Below are 21,320 nucleotides of genomic sequence, written 5' to 3' on the forward strand. Positions count from 1 at the left end.
CCAACAAATTAATCATCACACTACAATGCTTTTTTTAATGCCTTAATGACGTATAGTTGTTCATCGAACGTAATAGTGGAGTAAAATGGGATAGCTAAGGTACGATTGGACATTTCTTCGCTAACAGGAAAGTCCCCTGCTTGAAATCCGTACAGAAATCTAAAACTATTCTGCAAATGGATAGAAGGAAAATAAGGTTTAGCTTGAACACCACTCTTTTCCAGGACGGCTATCACTAAATCTCTGTTTGTATCCTTAGGGAGAATCACTATAAAAACAAACCAACTTATCTTACATTTGTTTAGTAAAGTTGGCAAAGTTACAGGAAGAAAATATTTATTAATTAATTCGATATAACGTAAAGCTGCTTTTTCTCGTTTCTCAAGAATTTCCGTCAGACGTTCCATTTGTGCTAATCCTACAGCAGCTTGCAGTTCCGACATGCGGTAATTGTAACCAATATAATCATGTTCTAACCATTGGCTGTTTACACTTCTGCCTTGGTTTCTTAAAGCGGAAGCCATTTTAAAGATATCCTCTCCGTTAGTAACCAAGATTCCGCCCTCTCCAGTAGTAATTTGCTTATTTGGATAAAATGCAAATACACCAGCATCTCCTAAAAGTCCAACTGGTGTTCCTTCCCATTCCGCCCCAATTGCTTCACAAGCATCTTCTATCACTAACAGATTATATTCGTTCGCTAACCTCATAATGTCATCCATTTTGCAAGGTTGCCCAAATATATGCACCGCTAATATTGCCTTTGTTTTAGAAGTAATAGCTTGTTCTATTTTTGATACATCCATATTTAGTGTGCTTGAGTCAATATCGACAAAAACAGGTACTACCCCTTCATAAACTAAGCAATTGCCGGAAGCAATAAAACTATAAGGGGAAGTTATGACTTCGTCTCCAGCGTTTAATCCAAGTGTTTTTACAGCCACATGTAAGGCGCTTGTTCCACTATTCATGGCAACAGCATAGCGGGCATTAAATTTGGTTTTAAACATGTTTTCAAATCCTTGCGTTTTCGTTCCCATACTTAATTGACCCGATTCTAAAACCTCTTTCACATAATTTTTTTCTAGTTCAGAAATGTCGGGCTTCGAAAGTGGAATAATCATTCTTAACCTCCTCCTTCACCAATCATCATTCCTTACTCATCTTATTAAGCTTAAAGCGTACATAGACCTCTCAACATACACCCATTTTAATATATATTTTCTAAAAGTAGTTTTTTAGCTTGTGCATCAGCAATTTTCCAATCATACCCTGCTATAAGTAAGTAACTAAAAGAGAGGTGTTTTTTATGGATGACCAATCATTAATCAACAATTACTTTAAAGGGAAAATGATACTAGTTACCGGTGGAACGGGGTCCATCGGCCAACGGATCGTTTCGACTTTATTAAAATGTGAACCAAGAAAAATTATTATTTTAAACAAAGATGACAGTAAACAATATTTAATGAAACAAAATTATGTCAACTGTCCAAATGTTAGCTTTCTATTAGGTGATATCCGTGATTATGACTGTGTAGAATATGCGACAAGAGGGATAGATATTGTTTTTCATGCAGCTGCCTTAAAACAAGTGCCCATTTGTGAAGAACACCCCTTTGAAGCAGTAAAAACTAATGTTATAGGAAGCGAGAATGTAGTCAAGGCTAGTATCTTTAATAAAGTCAAAAAAGTAATAAACGTTAGTACAGATAAAGCGGTTAATCCTACTAACACCTTAGGAGTTACAAAGCTTTTATCAGAAAAGATTTTCTATAATGCAAACTTGTCATTAAACAATAATGAAACAATTTTTTGTTCCGTACGCTTTGGAAATGTGATTAACTCTAGGGGATCTGTTATTCCTCTATTTATTGATCAAGCTAAGTCTGGAAAAGCAATAACAGTCACTGACCCTAAGATGACACGATTCATCATGAGTATTTCCGATGCAGCAAAACTAACCCTAAAATCGGCGTTTTATTCAAAAGGAGGAGAAACGTTCATTTTTAAAATGCAATCTCTGGAAATATTAAAACTAGCTAAAACCATTAAAGAATATTATAAAAAGAAAGGAATCAACACACCTCCAATAAAATCAATAGGTAAAAGAAGCGGTGAGAAACTCTGTGAAGAACTAATATGGGTTCATGAAAAGGAACGTGTGGTAGAAGACAAAGAATTATATGTAGTGCTCCCAGAGGATGTTTCCTCTTTTTATCACTTTACCAAAACATCAATGCCTATTTTTCGATCTGATCAAATAGAACCAATTGATCAAAGGGAGATTATAAAATTATTAGATGGATATGAAAGTAAATCAAGGTGATTGCAACGGAGAAAAAAATGAAGTTATATGGTCGTGCACTCTAGAATTCTTTTCCCTTTTTCACCATATAAAATATGCACGTGTTCCTATTGCACTACCATTATTAAGAGATTTCCAAAAATATATGAAACACCACTAGTGTTGCATAAAATTTTACATTCATCCTTTTTAGAGCCAAAAAGGTTTCGTGAGTAACTGAAGTAGCCTGGAGATGCTTCCAATTATGTTACTGGGTAAAACATTGTCGTAGATGGGGGTCTTTCTCCTTGGTAATAAAATATCGGGGTTCCAGTAATAATGAATCTAATATTGCTGGTTGTTCGTTGACAGAGTTGTTCGAATATTGTCTAGAAAATAAGCTTAATTGTTGGGTTCTTGTCCGTTTCATGCTTCTATACAAAGAATATAATAGTATCAATATTAGTTTAATTTAAAATTAGAGAAAGAGAACCATTTATCATTGACAAGAAAGGATGGTTTAGGTTTATTATGTTGAAAAAACAAACAAAATGGATTTATATACCAATAGAATTGCCTACAAGGGAAATAGATGGAAAACTTCTTTTAGCATATTTCGCAGTAAAAAATAATTACCGTGTAATTATTGGTGAACAACGAAATATATATGATTTTGCGCGATTTTTTCCACCAGGTATTTTTTTATCAAAGGGATATCCAAACATAAATAAGTATAAGACTAGCCACTTATTTAATATAAAAAAGCAAGGTCACTCTATTGTTGAATTGGACGAAGAGGGATTATTTCTGAATTTATTCCGTGATAGAACGAGTAATGAAAATCTTAAAATACTCAACCAAATATATTGTTGGGGAGATGTTCAAAAGAAAACTCTTGTAAATACTTATCCCCATTTTAAAAATAGATTTTCCATAACAGGTCATCCTCGTTTTGATTTATTAAGGGAAAAGTACCGCAGCGTACACAATCATGATGTTGAACAAATAAAAAAGAAATATGGAGATTTTATTTTAGTCAATACGAGATTCGGTTTCTACAATCATATAAGCAGAATAAAAGGAATTATGAAACGTAGAAATAAAGATTTATATGACGACTCAAAGACTCTATATCATCATTTTATTAAAATGGTTAAGGGATTAAGTAAAAGCTACCCAAACTTTAACATTGTTATCCGTCCTCATCCAAGTGAAAGTAAGGTTGAATATCAAAGAGAATTTATGGACTATAACAATGTGTTTATTGAACATGCAGGAACTGTAGCGAAATGGATTTTAGCTTCTAAATTAATGATTCACAATAATTGCACTACAGGTGTCGAAGCATTTTTACTGAACAAACCTGTTATTTCATACATGCCGATTAAACCGAAACTTAATGTATATTTAGCAAATGCAGTTAGCTATAAAGCTACTAATTTAGTTGAGGTAACTACTTTTATTGATTCATATATCTCTACAGGAAAGATCAATAATATTATTGATGACCTTAAATACACTGAGAAAGGAAAAAAAATACTATCTAACCATTATGGAGCTATGGATGGAAGTTATGCTTATGAAAAAATTATTCGTGAGCTAAACAAAATTAAGATAAATAGAAGTTCGGCATTACGAACAAAGGCAATCAAGGAAAAACGTGTAAAACGCTCAAAATTAGTGGTTACAGAAGCGAAAATTAAATCCTTTTTTAATAAATTAGATAGGATCGAAAGCGTTGATAATAAATTAACTGTTCGTCGACTCAAACCAAACCTTCTTTATCTCATAGAACCTAACGAGATTAAGATAAAAAGTAGTGCGCCATTACGAACAAAAGCAATCAAGAAAAAACGCCGAAAAAGTGCTCCATTACGATCAAAAGCAATCAAGAAAAAACGCCGAAAAAGTGCTCCATTACGATCAAAAGCAATCAAGAAAAAACGCCGAAAAAGTGCTCCATTACGAACAAAGGCAATCAAGAAAAAACGCCGAAAAAGTGCTCCATTACGAACAAAAGCAATCAAGAAAAAACGCCGAAAAAGTGCGCCATTACAAACAAAAGCAATCAAGAAAAAACGTGGATAACGTCGAAAATAAGTGGTTACAAAAAACGAAAATTAAATCCTTTTTTAATATTATTAGATAGGATCGAAAGCGTTGATAATAAATTAACTGTTCGTCGACTCAAACGAAACCTTTATCTCATAGAACCTAACAAGTGATATCAGAGATGAAAACCTATCTTCTTTTGAAGGACTGCGTATTTTTTCGACGACTGTAGGGACCAAATCGTCCTACCATTCAAAATTTTTTTGAATGGGTTCATAAATAAACCGACACTTTTTTTATCGATCCGGTTTCCCTGTCTGATGATCTTCGTACTAAAAGTAGACAGAGTTATAGTCATTCTTTTCAATTCGATATTCGGCAATAGCTGGTCTAGCCAAATATCTCCCAATATATTTAGCTGCTCCTTTCGCATTTTTCATTTTCTTTTTTGCATTCACATAAAAGCCATGAGGATATCGTATGTATAACTGATCTATTAACTCTTTTACATCGTCCCGATTTGGGTACCATTTCATCATTAAATCCATCAATAACTTTTGCCAAGAGTTGCTTAAATAATTGTAAGGAATATAGTCAACTGGAGCCCTATTTCTGTTTATCAATAGCGCCTTCAGTAACCAATGCATGAGGGTTAAATTTCAGGTCTCTTCCAAACGTATGAACAACTGTTATAACACCAACTTCTAACTGTCTTTTCTTATTTTTCTTCTTGTACCAATAATCAAATACTTGTGCTACTTCTTGAGCTAGTTCATTTAACTTTTTCCTGTCTTTGAAAAATACCTGACAAAGTTCTTTAGGAACAGTAAAAATCATATGTCGATGAGGAACATCTAATATGCATTCCACTTGTTTTCTGCCCATTCGTCCGTAGATTTCTTCTCACAACGATGACAAAAGCGACGCTACAAGTAAAACATACGAAAACAGGCCTGGATTCTCTTCCCCCCCCTAGACACTCATATTTTGCATATCCAATGTCTTTTGCACCGCAATGCATTGCTTTTTCAACCGTTTCTTCAATATCCTTTTGTAATTCTTTTGGAAATAAGCGATTATAGCGCTTCTAAAATCCATCAAAGTGACCTTTTAGAATTTGTTTGACAATGCCTTGCTTCTTCACCACATAGAAAAGTTATTTGGGTTTTAATCCAAACAAAAGAAAAAGCAATAAAAAAGTTGAATTCTTGCTGTTGTATCCAAGAAAGTCCTTAATAGATCATATGTTCAATTTAATTATATGACATAATTTACTCTTTTTTAACTAAAATTACAGAACAGGTCCTAACAAATAATGACCTCATTAGTTTGAGAATATGAAAGGTTTTAGTCCGTTGGTAAAAGTTTTTTTATTCACAACAAATTGTTATCTTTAATAAAGATGTTAGTAACAATATTTATAATATTTGATGAAGCAAAAATACTCGAACTACCATACTTTTTTTTATTTCGCTTTTTCATATTCCATGTGGCTACTCTTAAGGGAGTGACAGTAGTTGAAGGTTATGCTTCAAAGCTAAAAAGACTTAGAAATTTAACAAAAGATGTTCTGCTATTTTCACGATTTTTGATCAAGCCGAGCGAATTAAGGAGGTGTAAAGTATGAGCGATAACGACAGGACAGTTGCATTGATTCCTGCCAGAGGCGGCAGTAAAACTATTCCCTATAAAAACATCAAAATGTTTTTAGGGAAACCTTTAATTGCCTGGACAATTGAAGTTGCATTAAGTACAAAAGGCATTGACAGAGTAATCGTTTCTACTGATGATTTGAAAATTGCAGAAATCGCCAAGCATTATAATGCAGAAGTGTTTTTGCGTGAAAAACATTTAGCTTTAGATGATTCTATGCCAATTGATGTGATAAAAAGTGTGATAACTAGATTGAGGAAAGAAGGTGATAGCGCGTCGTACATGGTTTATCTTGAACCAACGAGCCCCCTCCGGATTCAATCTGATATAGAACAAAGTCTAAAGCTTTTACGTGATTCAAGTAACTCCTTTAAATCTGTTGCCACTTATACTGAAGCAGAGTTAAACCCGCACCGAGCATGGAAAATAGAAGATGATATCCCGAAAGTATTTATTCCCGGAGCCAACCCTTGGCTACCTAGGCAAGTCCAACCAAGAGCTTTTCAATTGAACGGAGCTGTGTACACTTTTTCTATTCATGACATTCTTCACCATGCGCAACATCTTCTCCCCGAACCTTCTGGAGCTATCCTAATGCCAAAAAACCGGTCAATTGATATAGACGATGAAGTTGACTTTTTACTTGGTGAATTACTTCTTAAAAGGAGGTTAGACAGTGAATGCTCTAAGTGATTTATTCTCTTTGAAAGGGAAAACCGCTCTCGTTACTGGGGGAGCTGGGTATTTAGGGAGTGAAATTAGTATAACGTTAGCAGAACTAGGAGCAAGAGTGATAATTGCAAGTAGAGATATTAAAAAATGTAAAGATAAATGTAACGAGATAAATAAGCAGCTTGGAAATGATTGCGACATTCACTTTCTTGAATTAGATTTAATGAAAAAAAAATCAATATTGCATTGTTTCAAACAGATAGATTTACAATTTGGTGGTCTCGATATTTTAGTAAATAATGCTTGGTCTGGGAATAAAAATTCATTTGAATCTATTACTGATGAAGATTGGGAATACGATATTAATATGAGTTTAAATTCGGTCTTTTACTGTATTAAGCGTGCTTTACCAGGATTAAAAAAAAATAAAGGGGTTATTTTAAATATTACTTCTATGTACGGACATGTAGCCCCGGATTACCGCATTTATGAGGGGACAGAATTTACCAACCCTCCGAGTTACGGGGTAGCAAAAGCAGGAGTCATTCAATTCACAAAGTATTTAGCCAGCTTTTTAGCTCCTGATCATATCCGTGTAAATTGTCTTAGTCCCGGCCCCTTCCCTCACGAAGTAACACAGCATAATCAGGAATTCATTAAAAAAATATCATCTAAAAATCCTTTGAATCGAATTGGCAAACCACATGAAATTAAAGGAGCGGTGGCTCTATTGTGCACAGATGCATCGAGTTATATGACTGGACAAAATATCTGCGTTGATGGTGGGTGGTCTATATGGTAATGAAGGTTGGTATCGTGGGGTTCAATGAAAGTAACGGACATCCTTTTTCATTTTCCGCTATTATTAATGGGTATAGACCTAATGCAATTTCAAACGCAGGATGGAGGGTGATCCAAAAATACCTTGATTTAAGAGATCAATCTGAGTTTGGGTTTGAAGGTATAAATATTACACATGCTTGGACACAGGACACCGCATTTACAAAAGAACTGTGCTATGCATGCAAAATCCCTAATCCACTATCGAAAATAACAAACATGCTTGAGGAAGTAGATGCCGTCATTATCGCTCGTGATGATTACCAGAGTCACAAAGGTCTGGCTTCTCTTTTTTTAGAGCAGGATATTCCTACTTTTATTGATAAACCACTATCATTAAAGGAGAAAGAACTGACTTATTTTAAACCTTACCTTAAAACTGGCAAACTTATGTCTTGTTCGGCTATGCGATTTGCTAAAGAATTAGATCGCTTTCATAGGGATCCTTCCCTTTATGGAAATTTGTATCTAATTCGCGCGATAGGGCCTTTATCTTGGGAAAAATACGGTATACATTTCCTTGAAGCTATCATACCCTTTCTTTCAACGGAACCCCATTCTGTGAAGTCTTTAACAACTAAGTATGATTCAATGGTAATTTCTTTGAAGGATAATACCTTGTTTCAAGTAAATACGGCAAAAGAACAAACACATAACTTTCTGCCTTTCTTTATTGATTTTTGTGGGTCCAAAGCATACTCACAGGTCACAGTAGGTGATAACTTTTCTATGTTTAGGAGAACACTTTGGTATTTCTTTCAATCTGTTAAAACCAAAACTCCCGCCATTGCCCCGGACTCTACATTAATGTTAATGAAAGTATTAATAGCTGGACAACGTTCAAAATTAGAAAACAGAGAGGTATTCATTGATGAAGTCATCATTTAAAGAACTATTTCAGTTACACGAAAAAGTCGCAGTTGTTACTGGAGCTCTTGGTATTTTAGGGAGACAATTTTCTTCCGGCCTGGCAGAGTTTGGTGCCAACGTCGTCATCGTAGATGTAGATGAAGAACTCTGTAAACAATTTGCTAAACAATTGTCTGATCAATACAAAGTAAAATGCTTCGGAATCGGATGTGATGTTTCATCTCCTCAGCAGGTTAAGAATATGGTGAAAAGAATAATAGAGAAATATAAAAAAATTGATATTCTGCACAACAATGCTGCAACGAAAACCTCAGATCTGAAAGCTTACTTTACAGCATTTGAAGACTATGATTTGGCACAATGGAGAGACGTGATGGCTGTTAATATTGATGGAATGTTTCTAGCGGCACAACAAGTAGGAAAAGAAATGGTTAAACAAAAAAAAGGTACTATTATCCAAACTTCTTCCATATACGGAATCATTGCCCCGGATCATCGCATTTATGAAAAGTCTCATTACTTAGGGACAACAATTAATACGCCTGCCGTTTACGCTGCTTCTAAAGCTGCTGTCTGGGGATTGACAAAATATCTTGCTACTTACTGGGCTGAGCAGGGGATAAGGGTGAATATGCTAACACCCGGAGGGATGGAGAGCGGCCAAAATGAAAAATTCAAACAGAATTACTCATACAGAACTCCCATGGCTCGTATGGGAAACCCAGATGAATTAGTAGGTGCACTCATCTACCTTGCTTCTGATGCTTCTTCTTATGTTACGGGACAAAATATGATCGTTGATGGAGGATTAAGCATTTGGTGAATCTTAACAAAATAACTTCTTAAATTTAATACTGATAATGAGGAGGTTTGTTTAGTATGTATGGTAATAACATTTTTAACAACAATTTAGTACTAAGGTATAGCCTAACAAAGGAATTTTTTGATTCATTCAAATCACTTAAGTATTCAAGTATAGAGTTACCATTAACAATGGTGAAAAACTTTCATAACTATATAAAAGGTTATGTCGATACCCATCATAGAAATATAAACCTAATTATAAAAATGAAAAAAATGCACTCATTTATTTCATTTTTTTCATGAACTAATAAAGAGGAGGAATTAATAAATGATTTTGGGTATAATTCCGGCAAGAGGCGGATCAAAAAGATTGCCTAATAAAAATGTTTCTTCTCTTAATGGAAAACCATTAATTGAGTATTCCATCCTTACAGCAAATAATTCGACACACATTAACCGAGTGGTTGTTTCAACTGAAAATAAAGAGATTGCACACATTTCTAGAAACGCAGGTGCTGATATACCTTTCTTAAGACCATCAGAACTAGCCGAAGACAACTCTAACGTTATTGATACTTGCCTGCATCTGTTGAAAGAATTAAAGCAAAGCGAACTCTATGTACCAGATATAATCATTTTACTTCAACCCACTTCCCCTTTACGTTCATCCGACCACATTGATGAAGCAATTGAACTCCTATTGAAAGAGAAAGCAGATACCGTACTCAGCGTTTCCCCTCTCGAATATGCTTTGAATACACTGATGAAGGTGAATACCAGCGGGTGTATGACGCCATATCTTGCTAATAATTCATTCAACAAAACTGATCAAATCTATCGATTAAATGGTGCAATCTATGTAGTCAGAGTCCAAACCATTATTGAAAATAAGTCATTTTCCAGTAGCCATTCGATTCCTTATATCATGCCATTAGACAAAAGCGTTGATATAGATACTGCGTTCGATTTTCAACTTGTTTCGTTTTTAATGAAAAAGGAACAGAACGATTAAAGGAGGAACTGCATGATTGGGATCATAGGGTCTGGTGGCCATGCAAAAGTTATTTTGGATATATTTTTAAAGTCTCTTCCTTTTGAGCAGATAACATTTTTCAGTTCAAATCCATCTGTACAAACCTTTGAAGGGTTTCCTTTATATACTGATTCAATTGAAAATCATCACCTTATAGATTCAAAGATTGATACGTGGCACATAGCTATTGGAGATCAAAATATTCGTAAAGAAAAAATAACATTCCTGCTTAACAAAAATTTTTTCATGACTTCAGCAATCCACCATAAAAGTATTATTTCAGAGTCTTCAAAAATAGGTAATGGAACTTCTATCATGGCAGGGGCCGTAGTGAACCCACAAACAACAATTGGAAAAGGTTGCGTAATTAACACTTCTGCAAGTGTTGATCACGACTGTAAAATTGACGATTATGTTAATGTTGGTCCTGGCAGTATACTAACTGGAAACGTTTATATTGGAAAATTAACGGACATTGGAGCTGGAGTAACAATCATCCCAAATATTAAAATAGGAAAAAATTGTAGAATAGGAGCTGGAGCTGTGGTAATTTCTAATATCCCAGATAATAGTGTTTGCGTTGGTGTTCCGGCAAAAGTTATTAGAACTAATAAACCCCTTTAAGGGGATGTTCAATAAGGTTACATTTGAACATTCTTCTTAAAGAAAACAATTATATTACAACGTTTGTTCGTCTTCATCTTATCGCAGTAACACGTTTATTTATCCTTAATTAAAAATTCGATGAGCTTACGAATGCGATAGGATGCTGATCCTCCTTGTTTTAATATTTCTTTTTAAAAAACCTGACCTAGTTTCATTAAGTTATTTTTATACTGTTTATTTTCAGTTAACTTTTTCACTATTGAACTTAAATCCCCTCATTATAAGCAGCACAACCTACAGACCCTTTTATTAAATATCGATGCTAACCATTATAATTAATGATAAATTCATACGGTATTTTTGGTTGTAAAACAATAATTCCCTTTTTAAACATAGCAGCTTCTACAGCAGTAGTGGAGGATATAGTCATGCAGTAGTCTGATTTCTTTAAAAGATCAAATAATTTATATCCTGGTGCTGTCGAACCCACTTATCAAAGGTTGATGGTGTCAGTTCGTTTGGTCATTTTGGGTTCTCCTGAGCTTTTATTTGAACCAAGTTTATATGTCCTTAACTGATTTGTCTAATCAAGTGTAACCTATTCATTTTCCCGAACTGTGCTTGAATGCTAGACTTCAACTCTTTATGGCCCTCCATTTCCTCCCACCTTCCGAATAGCGTTTAGTCATTCTCTTTATCTTAGTTTTTTATATTGTGCAACTGTTCAAAGAAGTTATCTCTAACACTAACTTCGATAACCCCATTAAAAAAACCCATCGTTCTTCGAGTGTGTCATAGTAGTGGTAATGAAGACTGTAAATGCATGAAAATGCACCTCACAAATTGGTATTTTTGGTTGTTTGTCTCTCCCATTTTACCATTTTTTCGCAAGGTCTATTTTATCCTGCACAGGATTTTCACCACCAAGTTGTAAGACAAGCCGCCACGTCATAAAAAAGGATTGTAGAAATTCTACAATCCTTCAATCAACCTTTTCAATTAACCACGAACTGTTTTTAGTGCAGTAGACCACTTGTTCACTTGATCTAACATACCATTTACATTTTCCAGATGTAGTTCAGCTGGTTTGAAAACAGTACCATTTTCAAAATCTGTAAACAATGATAATGTTGGATGAACACGAACGTCAGCCACTTGTACTTCTCCTAAAATTCCACGCAGATGCTCAACTGCACGAGCACCACCTGTAGAACCATAGCTCACAAAACCAGCTGCTTTATTGTTCCACTGTTCACCTGCAGTATCAATGGCATTTTTCAATGCTCCCGAAATACTGTGATTATATTCCTGAACAATAAAGACAAAACCATCTAGGCTTGAGAGTTTGTCGTGCCAAGCTTTAATACCTGGCTCTTCTCCATCTGTTGTAAATACGAATGGTAAATTGAAATCTGCAATATCCACGATCTCATAATTTGCATCTCCACGTTTGTCCGCAATATCTTTCACCCATGCGCCAACCTGTGGACTAACTCGTCCTTGACGTGTACTACCTAATATAATTCCGATGTTTAATTTTTCCATTGTTATTTCCTCCTTAGAATCTCTTTTACCTAATATTTTTTCTAAAAAACGCATGCTAGACACCAACTCTGTTTAAAATAAGTACCTTCCCCAATGAGAATAGTTCCTCTTCATTGTCCTTACCTTCTTATACTTAGAGACTTTAATTGTTAACCTTGAATTTAATTTTCAAGCGAACAAAAACGAAAAATCAATTCCGCTTATCTCTAATTTATATAGTACTACATAATATATTACGATTTCAAGACATTTGACTTTATTTTTGTAAGTAATATTAAAAAAGTACGTTAATAGTGTTTTTAGACTAAGAACTCACTTCGCAGTTTGTGAATAGAAGTGAAACACTTCAACTCTAGAGAGAAAAACGCGTAGCTGTTTTATGCGACGTATTAAGATGAAGATCACGAGGGATCTTCTTGTCCACATAGAATACTACTTTATTTACCCGACATACTATAGATATGTAAAAGGGAGGTGTTTCAAATAGAAAAATTTGAAAACAGGCAATATCTGCGAAATAATGAAACCAATGAAGAATTAAATATTGATAATGTAAATAAGGAATTTGGGAATGAAGATGGACCCCCAGAATTAAATAAAAATAATCGGAGTAATCTTAGAAATGGTCGATCAGAAAACGATAATAAAATCAAATGAAAATGTAAAGAAGCAGAAACATCTCAGTCTTGCCCTTTAGTTTCAGTCATTCTATCGGGAAACTTCAGGGGCTTTATCACCATCTGCAGTAGACTTCTTCTCGAACTAAAACCCCAGAACCTATACAGCACTCTGAGGTTAATCCCATTAAAAATTACTCATGTTCTGGTGAACTTGTGTACGAAACATGTAAACCTTTAATTAAGCTTAAATTCACCGTTGTATACGTATAATTTATCAAGGTTTAATAAATATAACTTCAAGGAAATTTAAACCTAGGAAGATTAAACGTTATAAAAGCTAGAAGTTTAAAACTTCTAGCTTATGTTCATAATTTAAGCATTAAATAAAAATCCTTTTCTGTCGATCAACCCTAAATCATATGCTTTCTCAACGTAACTGAAAGTTTCTGCTTTAAATGATTGATTATTACCCATTCTTATTTGAAGATCACTATGAGATGTCTGCCAGCCATCTACTCCTCTTGATAGATTAGGATCTTTAACTTCACCGCTCTTTAGTTGGTCGAAAAGTCCTTAAACCCTCCTGATGATTTAATATGAGAAACATCTTGCCCACCCATCTTAGCTTGATGCCTTGCCTCGAGTGTTAACCTTGTAAATGCAGAAAATGCACTTCTATTAGAATCATTTATCATCATTTTATTTACTTCCTCTCTATTTAATTATTAATCCTCAGCTACTCCCAATCAATTTGAAAACTTTAAAATGTGTTCTTCTATTAATATCGACTGAAATATTACAAATTTAACCTTTTTATTCAAAGAGTTTTCTATTTAGATGATATAAGTATTTTAAGGTAATAGTAATAACTTTTTTTATAGTACACTACACTTAACAATTTGAGTGATAACGACCATAAGAATGTACCGCTTCTGTCATATTTTTTACCAGCTATCGCCAATGCATTTATCAATGGGTGACATCAGTACGCGTATTTAAAACGTTAAGGATTTTGAAAGATAAAAAATCCTAATCCCTCCGTATTTTTAGCGAGGAATTAGGTACTAAAGGGCAGCTAGCATCTTACACTAAAGCTAACCCGTTACTTTAAGTGTAATCATTCACAATACCAAAAAGAACCAATATAGTTTAATGGCTATCTAATCCTTTTCATAAAATACAGTTTTTCGCACATAATAAACCCAACTTTATATTATAGAGGAGGTATGTAATGAATGAAAAGAAAATATATCTAACATCTGCTGAAATTGCTTCGCTTTGGACTGGGTATATGAATGATAGTATGTCGAAACGTGTATTAGGTTTTATGCTGAAGCATATAGAAGACACGGATATAAAACCGGTTGTTCAGTATGCCTATGATATTTCATCCAATCATCTGGAACAGTTACTTGCTATATTTCAAAATGAAAATTACGCTATTCCATACGGGTTTACCGAAGAAGACGTAAACATGAACGCACCATGGCTTTTTACGGATACATTTTGTTTAACCTATGTGAACCACATGTCGAAAGTGGGTTTGTTAACCTACAGTGGGTTTGTTTCTATGAGTTATAAAGGAGAGGTACGAGGTTACTTTACACAAGCAATAAACGAAACAGCTACGCTTTATAACAAAACGACCGAAATTGCCCTTTCAAAAGGAGTAAATGCAAGACATCCTTATATTGAAGTTCCGAAAGAAACGGATTACGTGGACAGTAAAAAATATTTTAGCGGGCTAAATCCATTTAATGACAAACGCCCATTAAACGCCATTGAAATTTCTTATTTGTATATGAATATACTTACAAACTCAACTGGCATGAAATTGTGCCTTGCATTTGCTCAAACTTCGCCGTCCAAAGATATACAAGATTTTATGTTGCGAGGAAAAGATATCTCGCAAAAGCATATTAAAATTTTTGTCGATACACTGCTAAAAGATGATATTGAAGCTCCGCAGGTACCTGATACATCTGTAGCTGATTCAACAACCCAAACATTTTCAGATAAATTAATGATGTTTCATATGTCTCTAATCGTTGCTGCAGGAATTGGAAACTATGCCACGGCTGCTGCTACCAGTCAACGAAGCGATTTAATGGTCAATTATGAACGATTATCGTTAGAAATTGCCCGACTTGCTAAAAGTGGAGCCGATATCATGATTAAACACAATTGGCTGGAACAACCACCGGGAATTAAAAATCGAGAAAAGCTCACAAGAAATAAAGAAAAAGCTAATCACTAAATGGTTAGCCTTTTTTCTTATAATTTTTGTAATAGAAATCCGACAAACAACCCCGGAATGACACTTAATATTGGAAGTCAATTTGAGCGAGTGTTATGATTTTATATCCTAATAAAAAAATATTTCAAATAAATTCATTGTCGAAATTTAGGGATGGATATATAATAAAAATGTACTTCGCCGGGGGCTTTGTGCGAAGAAATTAGGTGTTTTGTGATGGGAGTCGCCCCTGAAAGAAGGGTGGCTCTTTTTGTGTGTAGAAGCAGAGGCATAGCGCCCCTGCTCTTTTTCATTACTTTCTTGGGTAATTGGTAGTCTGTCCAATATTACCCAAACATATGAGAAAAAGTTTGTGGTCCAGCAATGCCATCTTTAGCAAGGTTATTTACGCTTTGAAAGTTACGGACAGCATTACGTGTTCGAGTGCCGAATACTCCGTCAATCTTGCCTAACTTAAATCCTCTGCAATGAAGAATAGCTTGTAGGATCCACGTTAGATTTCCTCTAGCTCCTCGCTTGAGGTTAATACAAGCTTCACGAGTATTAGATCCAAACTTACCATCAACGACTAAACGTGCTGACGTCTGCCTATTTAACTCTGTTTGTAGTCCACGGACGAGAGCACCTTTTGTTTCGTCACCATAGATATTATCTACAGAAATCTTTAATCTGTAGCGACTGTTTAGGGTTGATTGGATGGTTGCAGTTGTACCAGTAACTGTCTTTGGTTTGCTTTGTTTGACTGGTGTAGGTTTCGAAACTTTAACTTTCCCAAGACTGATAACTTGTCCAATCTTTAATTTACTAGGATTCACATCTTTATTATATTCGATCACTTCATCAATCGTAATCCCGTCAATTTCGTTCGCAATCGACCAGCACTCATTTCTCCGATCTCCACGATCCATACGCCTTGTAATAGTTCAGCTGCTTCTATTCCTTCAAACGATTCCACACTATTTGTAAACCAGAACTGCCCCATCTTTTGAATCAACGTCGTTTTACCAAGTCCCTGGGCACCGATTAAAACTGGCATGGTATCGTGTTTACATCAGGGACTCATCGCTCTTGCAACAGCTGCAGTAAATGATTTACGTGTGACTGCTCTAGTGTACTCCGTATCGGCAGCACCCAAGTAATCGATGAATAGAGAATCTAGCCGCTTCACTCCGTCCCACTTTAATCCGTTTAAATAGTTCGTCACTGGATTGAATCGGTTCTTAGCGGAACACGTAACCAAGGCGTCATTAATAATGTCCCGGACTCTGAAGTTTAAGATTTTTTCTAAGTATCCTCATAGTCCGGCATCGTCTGTATCCGTCCAAGAGAAAACACTGTGATCCTCTTCTCGAGGTGCCCATGGGAAAGGACCTTCTCCGAGGATGACGTCCGCAAACGTATCCATTCGTATACGTCCTTTTAAGTTTGGATCATGATCTAAGGCAACCAAAGCGTTTTGAATTGTTTTTAATGGTTGTCCAGTAGTAGGACTGATCTTCAGCTCCTTGATCCAATTGAAATCATCCTTCGTAGCAGGAGTTGTATTTGATTCCGTTCGGCAACTGCAGCTGTTTGAATCAGTTCATCATATAAGTTATCTGCATCAGTATTCTTTTCACTCATCATGCCCTGTTGCATAGCTTCGGCAACCTCACCTAACTCTTCTACTAGGATTGGAAGCCAAGTACCATGCGAATGCCTTTGAATGCCTCACTTTCTGTTTTGTCGTTCATGTTCCTGGAGCACGTCATATAACGCGTTACTTGTTTTGGAGTTTTGGAGCTTTGGTTCATTGGTTTGTCTCCCTTCATCGTTTTCTCGGACTGCGACATTTGAAAAATGACTAAAGCACCCATCGCATTTAATTAATTCCATCATAAAATAACTACAAGAAGGAGTGGGTTTGGTGGAATCAGAATTAGATATTATTGATGAAGTACTTCCTCTTCTCGACATTATTACAATATTAATAATTGAAGCTGATCCAATAATCGGTATTGTTCTTGTAGCCCTGCTTAAACTTGTTACTGAGGATAGAATTGCTAAAATTTCCTTAATATTATTAGTGATTGTCTTAGGTACTATAAATGTTGAGTGAGAATTGTAGTAGCATAAAGTATATGCGTCTTATTAACCTATTAAGTTTCATAAAAATACATTTTTTCTATGAAAAGTTATTATTACACTGACTTGACTCCTAATGGACCCAAATGAAGATTTTATATGGAGTTTTTTTGTGTCATAATTTTCGTCATTTCTGTATTACCTCCTAATCAAGTAACCTTTTCTCGATATCATTCATTCGTTAAAAATTTCTTCACTAGGGGAATGTGATTATTCTCAACTGCATACTGAATGTACTTCTTCTCAATCTTCCATTCTGCGTCAAGATAATCGCATAGATCGACTAACAATCCTTATAAAAAGTACTTGATATTAGATTCGGACTATTCATTAATCGTCGTTTTGTTTATCAATCCAAAACATTCGACTGACACAACATGCGTCTAAAATACGTTCCATTAATCATTACCCCTTTGTTACACAATCTCGGTCATTTCTCAGACTGCTCATCAGCCAATGTCTTCCTCATTTGTCCATGATTAATTCGACTGTTTTTTTCTATCTATCCGCAATCAACTACATCGTTTTTACCTTATTACCATAAGATGTACTATCCGCAATCAACTACATCGTTTTTACCTTATTACATAAGATGTACTATCCCTATCGAAGGGGGGGTTACTAATGTTTGTCTTGATTGTAGTCTTATTTATTTTGTTGATTATTGTCGGTACAGTTTTCGTTAAACATTGCTAGAATTTTTGATGCGAGCACTTATTTAGAAGCGCTCGCTTTTTTTATCCTCATTCCTGATTTTCATGATTCAATTTTTTATAACTTCGCTTTATCCGGCTTTAGTCCTTGAAGTCTCGGACTGTGCAATACAAGTCACTGAACATTCATGTTAGCAGGATCCTTCATATTGAAACTATTCTCCAAAAGTTAAATGCCGTCTTTTATTGACCAAACAGTTACATTTATTTAAATTTCCGCATTAATTTTAGGAGCTTTGTCCTCTACACCTTCTTTTCTATTTCATATATTAATATAGTCACATAAGAATGGAGGTAGGAAAATATATGGGTTCATCATACTATCACACAGCTTGTAAATATAAAGGTAGGCCTGTGGAAATTAGGGATTGTTATGGAAAATGTTATCGGGGTACTATAGAATATGTTACACCACACGGTGTCTATCTTAGTACAGGATCTGGTGGAATATTCTTCCCATTCTTCGCTATTGTTTCTTTAGTACTGTTAGCCTCGTTGTTCTTTTTTTAAGTAACTAATCACTTTAACAGTAAAAAACATTAATGGTATAACAACGTTGCTACATCATTGTTTTTTCAGAAAGGCTTATGGTACTAAATTTGGTAGACATTCAGAAGGGAAAGCATCTCCTTCTGAATGTTATACATAGAATTTTCATGACACTCTAAGAATTTGGTTTACCTTATCTGATTGATCTTTTATTGATCAGTAAGTTAGATCATTTAGCGTATGTTACATATAAATTATAAGAATCGCTTGATCGTGGAATATTGTAAACGAGCACAATATTCCGGATACTCTTTTTCACATTAATCCAGGTGTAAATCTGAAATAATGTGCTATTTTTTTCACGGTATTTCGGAATGTGCAAAAACATGTTCAAATTACTCCAGCGTATATTTACAGAAAAGAAAACCCCTAAAAAGGGGCATTAACTAGCATGTAATTTTCTATGTTTATTCGAACCTTGTACACCTCGAATGTGTGGAGAACAAACCTTACTTCACTTTCCAGAGTGACAAACCAGTCAGAATCTCTCTCCAAATATGCATGGAGGTACCAGTTCTGTATCCGTAACTCAAATGCATAGCCTTGTTCTATCCAGTAAGGCTGTTGTCCGATCCATACTCTCCATTCTTGCTGATGATGGTCATATACTAAGATCCCTCGCCTCATGATAAGCCATGATCCTCTATAGCTAATCTTACGATTTCCTCATCTATCTGTTCCTTCTTTAGTTGAAATCCATATAATAAACTGTTAATTGTTAAGGTATTTAGAACTCGAGGCCAGCCCTGGGATCGTAATGCAATCGCTTCTACTGCTGTTTCCGTAAAGATGGGCATCTTTGCCCCTGCTAACTTCATGTGATGATGAATGTAATTGGAAACTTCCTCCCTAGTTAAGGGTTGAATCTCATATTTCATAATCATTCTCTGAGAAAGGGGACGATGATGATTTAACGCTAATCGTGTCTTTAAATGCGGTAAACCAGCTAAGACTAAGATAAAAGGATTCATTGAATCCATTTGAAAATTAAATAAAATGGCGATATCCTGTAAAAAAGCATCCTTTGCCATATGCATTTCATCCAAAATGAAAACGGGGGTAATCTTTCGTTCTCCCGACATTCGTTCAATCCCGTGTTGAATTTGTCTGAAAAGATCAACCTTACGGAACTTCGGTTCCTCCCCCAATCCGTATACCAATCCACGATAGAAATCCATTACACCACCCGTTGAAAGAGGAAAATAAACGACATGATATAAGGAAGGATTCAATGACTCCTTAAAGGACCGTAAGATAAACGTTTTCCCCGCACCGGGATCTCCAATAAGGAGACCCATGCCCTTTGTTTTTTGTAAATAATTTAATGCCTGTAATGACCCTTGATAATCATTGGAAGGAAACGCATCCGAAGGTCGTATATCTTTTGAAAATGGTGTCCGAGCTAAGGAGTAAAAAGATTTATACATGAGCTTGTTCCTCCTTCACATCGGGCTTTTGAGACAATGAAAATGGCGAGCGAACCCGTTTTACATGTGCATTATCTTTCATGGATACGAGAGCTGCTTCAGCCACTTTCTTATCCTCCTCAAAGATATAGACCCCTTTTTCGTCTAGCCTCACATCGATAGAATGACCAATAAAACGTGATGGTACTTCATAGAGTTGTTTATTTAAGGTGATTGTACTATCTACTTTTACTTTCCGTGCTCTCTTTTTAGAAAAATCGTTTCAAGAACAGACAAATCCTCCAGAAATGTGAGATCCTTCAGTTGAGATTGAAACATTTCATGTGGTGTTTTACCTTCTAAAGAGGCGTGAACTCTTCGATGATAATTTACCTCTAACCAGCTCCAAAATCGTTCATTTAACTCTTCTAGTGAATGCACGGGATCGACTTGTAATAATGGATAAAACCTCGTTTGGATCGTTTTAAATAGCCTTTCTACCTTCCCTTTAGCACGGGGGTCATACGGCTGCGTGTGAGCTAATGTAATCCCGAGTTGGGCACATGCATATTGAAGTGTTTCAGATCGATAGATCTTGCCATTATCGGCGTATATAATGGTTGGTTTTCCTCGTCGAATCAAGGCCTCTTTCGTTACTACTCTCAAACCATCAAACTTCTCTGACGAGAAAAATTGCGCATACGGAACCAGCCGAGAACAATCATCAATATAAGCAATTAAAAAGGTTTTTGTCTTTTTCCCATTGTTGGGCACATAAGGGCCGTGTGATAAATCAGCCTGCCACAACACGTTCACCTTTTCGTGAGCGAACCGTTTTCTTTCAGGTGTCGCCACCATTTGTTTCCCAACAAGGTTGTGTTTTTTTAGTAAACGAATTATAGTAGAGTAAGATATTTGGTTTCTTTGTATCTCTCCACGCTCGATTAGTTGTTCGTAGAAAACACTAACCGGCATATGGAGAGATTTTTTTCGTGTTTCTAGGACGAGATCTTGATCATCCGGGGATAGCCGTCGAGAATTTCCTCGATCCATACGCTTCTTAGGCTTTAAAGCTTCAAATCCATTCCTCCGATAATGAAGAAGCCACTCTTTTATTGTTTTCTCTGCAATTTTCCTTTCTCCATAATAAGGAACAGAATGAACTTTCCCTTCCAGTCCTTTAAAATATTCCTTAGGATCTACTTGTCCGTTTAACAGGGGCGCTATTAACCCGTACCTGAAATAGGGCCACTTGTTCACGAGTTTTTTCATTCATGGAATCTTCCTCC

At 35.5% G+C, this 21,320-nt stretch carries 20 protein-coding genes and 2 pseudogenes; 11 read left to right on the forward strand and 11 right to left on the reverse strand.

Going from position 1 to position 21,320, the window contains the following annotated elements; translation table 11 throughout:
• Positions 1-20: 20 nt before the first annotated feature.
• Positions 21-1,124: a DegT/DnrJ/EryC1/StrS family aminotransferase gene (locus CEF18_RS09555; RefSeq protein WP_110936251.1), complete on the reverse strand. Its 1,104-nt coding sequence runs from the start codon at positions 1,122-1,124 to the stop codon at positions 21-23.
• A 185-nt stretch (positions 1,125-1,309) separates the two neighbouring features.
• Here CEF18_RS09555 and CEF18_RS09560 point away from each other — a divergent pair, with 185 nt between their 5' ends.
• Both CEF18_RS09560 and CEF18_RS09565 read left to right on the forward strand, forming a co-directional pair.
• Positions 1,310-2,329 carry a polysaccharide biosynthesis protein gene (locus tag CEF18_RS09560; RefSeq protein ID WP_110936252.1) on the forward strand — a complete coding sequence of 340 codons (1,020 nt, stop codon included), beginning with the start codon at positions 1,310-1,312 and terminating at the stop codon, positions 2,327-2,329.
• Between the two features lie 489 nt (positions 2,330-2,818).
• Positions 2,819-4,375, forward strand: a complete 1,557-nt coding sequence (locus tag CEF18_RS09565) for a surface carbohydrate biosynthesis protein (RefSeq protein WP_110936253.1) — start codon at positions 2,819-2,821, stop codon at positions 4,373-4,375.
• A 296-nt stretch (positions 4,376-4,671) separates the two neighbouring features.
• On the opposite strand, the gene CEF18_RS09570 is transcribed toward CEF18_RS09565, so the two are convergent.
• Positions 4,672-4,962, reverse strand: a complete 291-nt coding sequence (locus CEF18_RS09570) for a transposase (RefSeq protein WP_183040915.1) — start codon at positions 4,960-4,962, stop codon at positions 4,672-4,674.
• A complete protein-coding gene (locus CEF18_RS09575) occupies positions 4,946-5,224 on the reverse strand; it encodes a transposase (RefSeq protein ID WP_110936255.1) in 279 nt (92 codons plus the stop codon). Before CEF18_RS09575 ends, CEF18_RS09570 begins: the two co-directional genes overlap by 17 nt.
• A gap of 738 nt (positions 5,225-5,962) precedes the next feature.
• Between CEF18_RS09575 and CEF18_RS09580 the strand changes: the two genes are divergently transcribed.
• From CEF18_RS09580 to CEF18_RS09610, 6 genes are all read left to right on the forward strand, one after another.
• A complete protein-coding gene (locus CEF18_RS09580; protein ID WP_110936256.1) occupies positions 5,963-6,685 on the forward strand; it encodes an acylneuraminate cytidylyltransferase family protein in 723 nt (240 codons plus the stop codon).
• A complete protein-coding gene (locus CEF18_RS09585) occupies positions 6,669-7,466 on the forward strand; it encodes an SDR family oxidoreductase (RefSeq protein ID WP_110936257.1) in 798 nt (265 codons plus the stop codon). The genes CEF18_RS09580 and CEF18_RS09585 overlap by 17 nt, the downstream gene beginning before the upstream one ends.
• On the forward strand, positions 7,460-8,392 hold the full coding sequence (locus CEF18_RS09590) for a Gfo/Idh/MocA family oxidoreductase (RefSeq protein ID WP_110936258.1): 933 nt from the start codon (positions 7,460-7,462) through the stop codon (positions 8,390-8,392). The genes CEF18_RS09585 and CEF18_RS09590 overlap by 7 nt, the downstream gene beginning before the upstream one ends.
• Positions 8,376-9,197 (forward strand): SDR family oxidoreductase, encoded by an 822-nt coding sequence (locus CEF18_RS09595; protein WP_110936259.1) that lies wholly within the window; start codon positions 8,376-8,378, stop codon positions 9,195-9,197. Before CEF18_RS09590 ends, CEF18_RS09595 begins: the two co-directional genes overlap by 17 nt.
• A 309-nt stretch (positions 9,198-9,506) precedes the next feature.
• Entirely contained in the window at positions 9,507-10,190 is a 684-nt protein-coding gene (locus tag CEF18_RS09605; RefSeq protein ID WP_110936261.1) for an acylneuraminate cytidylyltransferase family protein, read from the forward strand.
• Positions 10,191-10,202: 12 nt separating this feature from the next.
• Positions 10,203-10,835: an acetyltransferase gene (locus CEF18_RS09610; protein ID WP_110936262.1), complete on the forward strand. Its 633-nt coding sequence runs from the start codon at positions 10,203-10,205 to the stop codon at positions 10,833-10,835.
• A 981-nt stretch (positions 10,836-11,816) separates the two neighbouring features.
• Here the strand turns inward: CEF18_RS09610 and CEF18_RS09615 are convergent.
• The gene (locus CEF18_RS09615; protein WP_110936263.1) at positions 11,817-12,416 is read right to left on the reverse strand and encodes an NADPH-dependent FMN reductase; all 600 of its coding nucleotides are present in this window, start codon (positions 12,414-12,416) and stop codon (positions 11,817-11,819) included.
• 1,120 nt (positions 12,417-13,536) lie between these two features.
• On the reverse strand, positions 13,537-13,680 hold the full coding sequence (locus tag CEF18_RS25875; protein WP_183040913.1) for a hypothetical protein: 144 nt from the start codon (positions 13,678-13,680) through the stop codon (positions 13,537-13,539).
• A 533-nt stretch (positions 13,681-14,213) separates the two neighbouring features.
• Here CEF18_RS25875 and CEF18_RS09625 point away from each other — a divergent pair.
• Positions 14,214-15,239 (forward strand): DUF3231 family protein, encoded by a 1,026-nt coding sequence (locus CEF18_RS09625; protein WP_110936265.1) that lies wholly within the window; start codon positions 14,214-14,216, stop codon positions 15,237-15,239.
• A 326-nt stretch (positions 15,240-15,565) separates the two neighbouring features.
• Here CEF18_RS09625 and CEF18_RS09630 read toward each other — a convergent pair whose 3' ends face one another.
• From CEF18_RS09630 to CEF18_RS25885, 3 genes and pseudogenes are all read right to left on the reverse strand, one after another.
• Positions 15,566-16,147, reverse strand: coding sequence for a peptidoglycan-binding protein (locus tag CEF18_RS09630; protein WP_110936266.1), 582 nt, complete (start codon positions 16,145-16,147; stop codon positions 15,566-15,568).
• Positions 16,072-16,443: pseudogene (locus tag CEF18_RS26435) on the reverse strand (VapE domain-containing protein). The gene CEF18_RS09630 and the pseudogene CEF18_RS26435 overlap by 76 nt, the downstream one beginning before the upstream one ends.
• Before the next feature lie 293 nt (positions 16,444-16,736).
• Positions 16,737-16,877, reverse strand: a complete 141-nt coding sequence (locus CEF18_RS25885) for a hypothetical protein (protein WP_190238685.1) — start codon at positions 16,875-16,877, stop codon at positions 16,737-16,739.
• A gap of 268 nt (positions 16,878-17,145) precedes the next feature.
• Here CEF18_RS25885 and CEF18_RS09650 point away from each other — a divergent pair, with 268 nt between their 5' ends.
• Positions 17,146-17,337, forward strand: a complete 192-nt coding sequence (locus CEF18_RS09650; RefSeq protein WP_110936269.1) for a hypothetical protein — start codon at positions 17,146-17,148, stop codon at positions 17,335-17,337.
• 650 nt (positions 17,338-17,987) lie between these two features.
• Positions 17,988-18,059: a YjcZ family sporulation protein gene (locus tag CEF18_RS09655; protein WP_110937649.1), complete on the forward strand. Its 72-nt coding sequence runs from the start codon at positions 17,988-17,990 to the stop codon at positions 18,057-18,059.
• A gap of 935 nt (positions 18,060-18,994) precedes the next feature.
• Here CEF18_RS09655 and CEF18_RS09660 read toward each other — a convergent pair.
• The 3 genes and pseudogenes from CEF18_RS09660 to CEF18_RS09670 form a co-directional block, all read right to left on the reverse strand.
• Entirely contained in the window at positions 18,995-19,252 is a 258-nt protein-coding gene (locus CEF18_RS09660; protein WP_110936270.1) for a DUF5348 domain-containing protein, read from the reverse strand.
• Positions 19,249-20,052 carry an ExeA family protein gene (locus CEF18_RS09665; RefSeq protein WP_110936271.1) on the reverse strand — a complete coding sequence of 268 codons (804 nt, stop codon included), beginning with the start codon at positions 20,050-20,052 and terminating at the stop codon, positions 19,249-19,251. Before CEF18_RS09665 ends, CEF18_RS09660 begins: the two co-directional genes overlap by 4 nt.
• Positions 20,045-21,307 (reverse strand): annotated as a pseudogene (locus CEF18_RS09670) (DDE-type integrase/transposase/recombinase). The gene CEF18_RS09665 and the pseudogene CEF18_RS09670 overlap by 8 nt, the downstream one beginning before the upstream one ends.
• Positions 21,308-21,320 lie beyond the last annotated feature (13 nt).

Origin of the sequence: Salipaludibacillus neizhouensis (assembly GCF_002886185.1) — a bacterium.
GTDB classification, from domain to species: Bacteria; Bacillota; Bacilli; order Bacillales; family Salisediminibacteriaceae; genus Salipaludibacillus; species Salipaludibacillus neizhouensis.

Excerpts from the sequence above, each read along its gene's own strand:
- CEF18_RS09555 (WP_110936251.1), bottom strand. The coding sequence starts at position 1,124 with ATGATTATTCCACTTTCGAAGCCCGACATTTCTGAACTAGAAAAAAAT.
- CEF18_RS09560 (WP_110936252.1), top strand. The coding sequence starts at position 1,310 with ATGGATGACCAATCATTAATCAACAATTACTTTAAAGGGAAAATGATA.
- CEF18_RS09565 (WP_110936253.1), top strand. The coding sequence starts at position 2,819 with ATGTTGAAAAAACAAACAAAATGGATTTATATACCAATAGAATTGCCT.
- CEF18_RS09575 (WP_110936255.1), bottom strand. The coding sequence starts at position 5,224 with ATGGGCAGAAAACAAGTGGAATGCATATTAGATGTTCCTCATCGACAT.
- CEF18_RS09580 (WP_110936256.1), top strand. The coding sequence starts at position 5,963 with ATGAGCGATAACGACAGGACAGTTGCATTGATTCCTGCCAGAGGCGGC.
- CEF18_RS09590 (WP_110936258.1), top strand. The coding sequence starts at position 7,460 with ATGGTAATGAAGGTTGGTATCGTGGGGTTCAATGAAAGTAACGGACAT.
- CEF18_RS09595 (WP_110936259.1), top strand. The coding sequence starts at position 8,376 with ATGAAGTCATCATTTAAAGAACTATTTCAGTTACACGAAAAAGTCGCA.
- CEF18_RS09605 (WP_110936261.1), top strand. The coding sequence starts at position 9,507 with ATGATTTTGGGTATAATTCCGGCAAGAGGCGGATCAAAAAGATTGCCT.
- CEF18_RS09610 (WP_110936262.1), top strand. The coding sequence starts at position 10,203 with ATGATTGGGATCATAGGGTCTGGTGGCCATGCAAAAGTTATTTTGGAT.
- CEF18_RS09615 (WP_110936263.1), bottom strand. The coding sequence starts at position 12,416 with ATGCGTTTTTTAGAAAAAATATTAGGTAAAAGAGATTCTAAGGAGGAA.
- CEF18_RS25875 (WP_183040913.1), bottom strand. The coding sequence starts at position 13,680 with ATGATGATAAATGATTCTAATAGAAGTGCATTTTCTGCATTTACAAGG.
- CEF18_RS09625 (WP_110936265.1), top strand. The coding sequence starts at position 14,214 with ATGAATGAAAAGAAAATATATCTAACATCTGCTGAAATTGCTTCGCTT.
- CEF18_RS09630 (WP_110936266.1), bottom strand. The coding sequence starts at position 16,147 with ATGGATCGTGGAGATCGGAGAAATGAGTGCTGGTCGATTGCGAACGAA.
- CEF18_RS25885 (WP_190238685.1), bottom strand. The coding sequence starts at position 16,877 with ATGCAACAGGGCATGATGAGTGAAAAGAATACTGATGCAGATAACTTA.
- CEF18_RS09660 (WP_110936270.1), bottom strand. The coding sequence starts at position 19,252 with ATGAGGCGAGGGATCTTAGTATATGACCATCATCAGCAAGAATGGAGA.
- CEF18_RS09665 (WP_110936271.1), bottom strand. The coding sequence starts at position 20,052 with ATGTATAAATCTTTTTACTCCTTAGCTCGGACACCATTTTCAAAAGAT.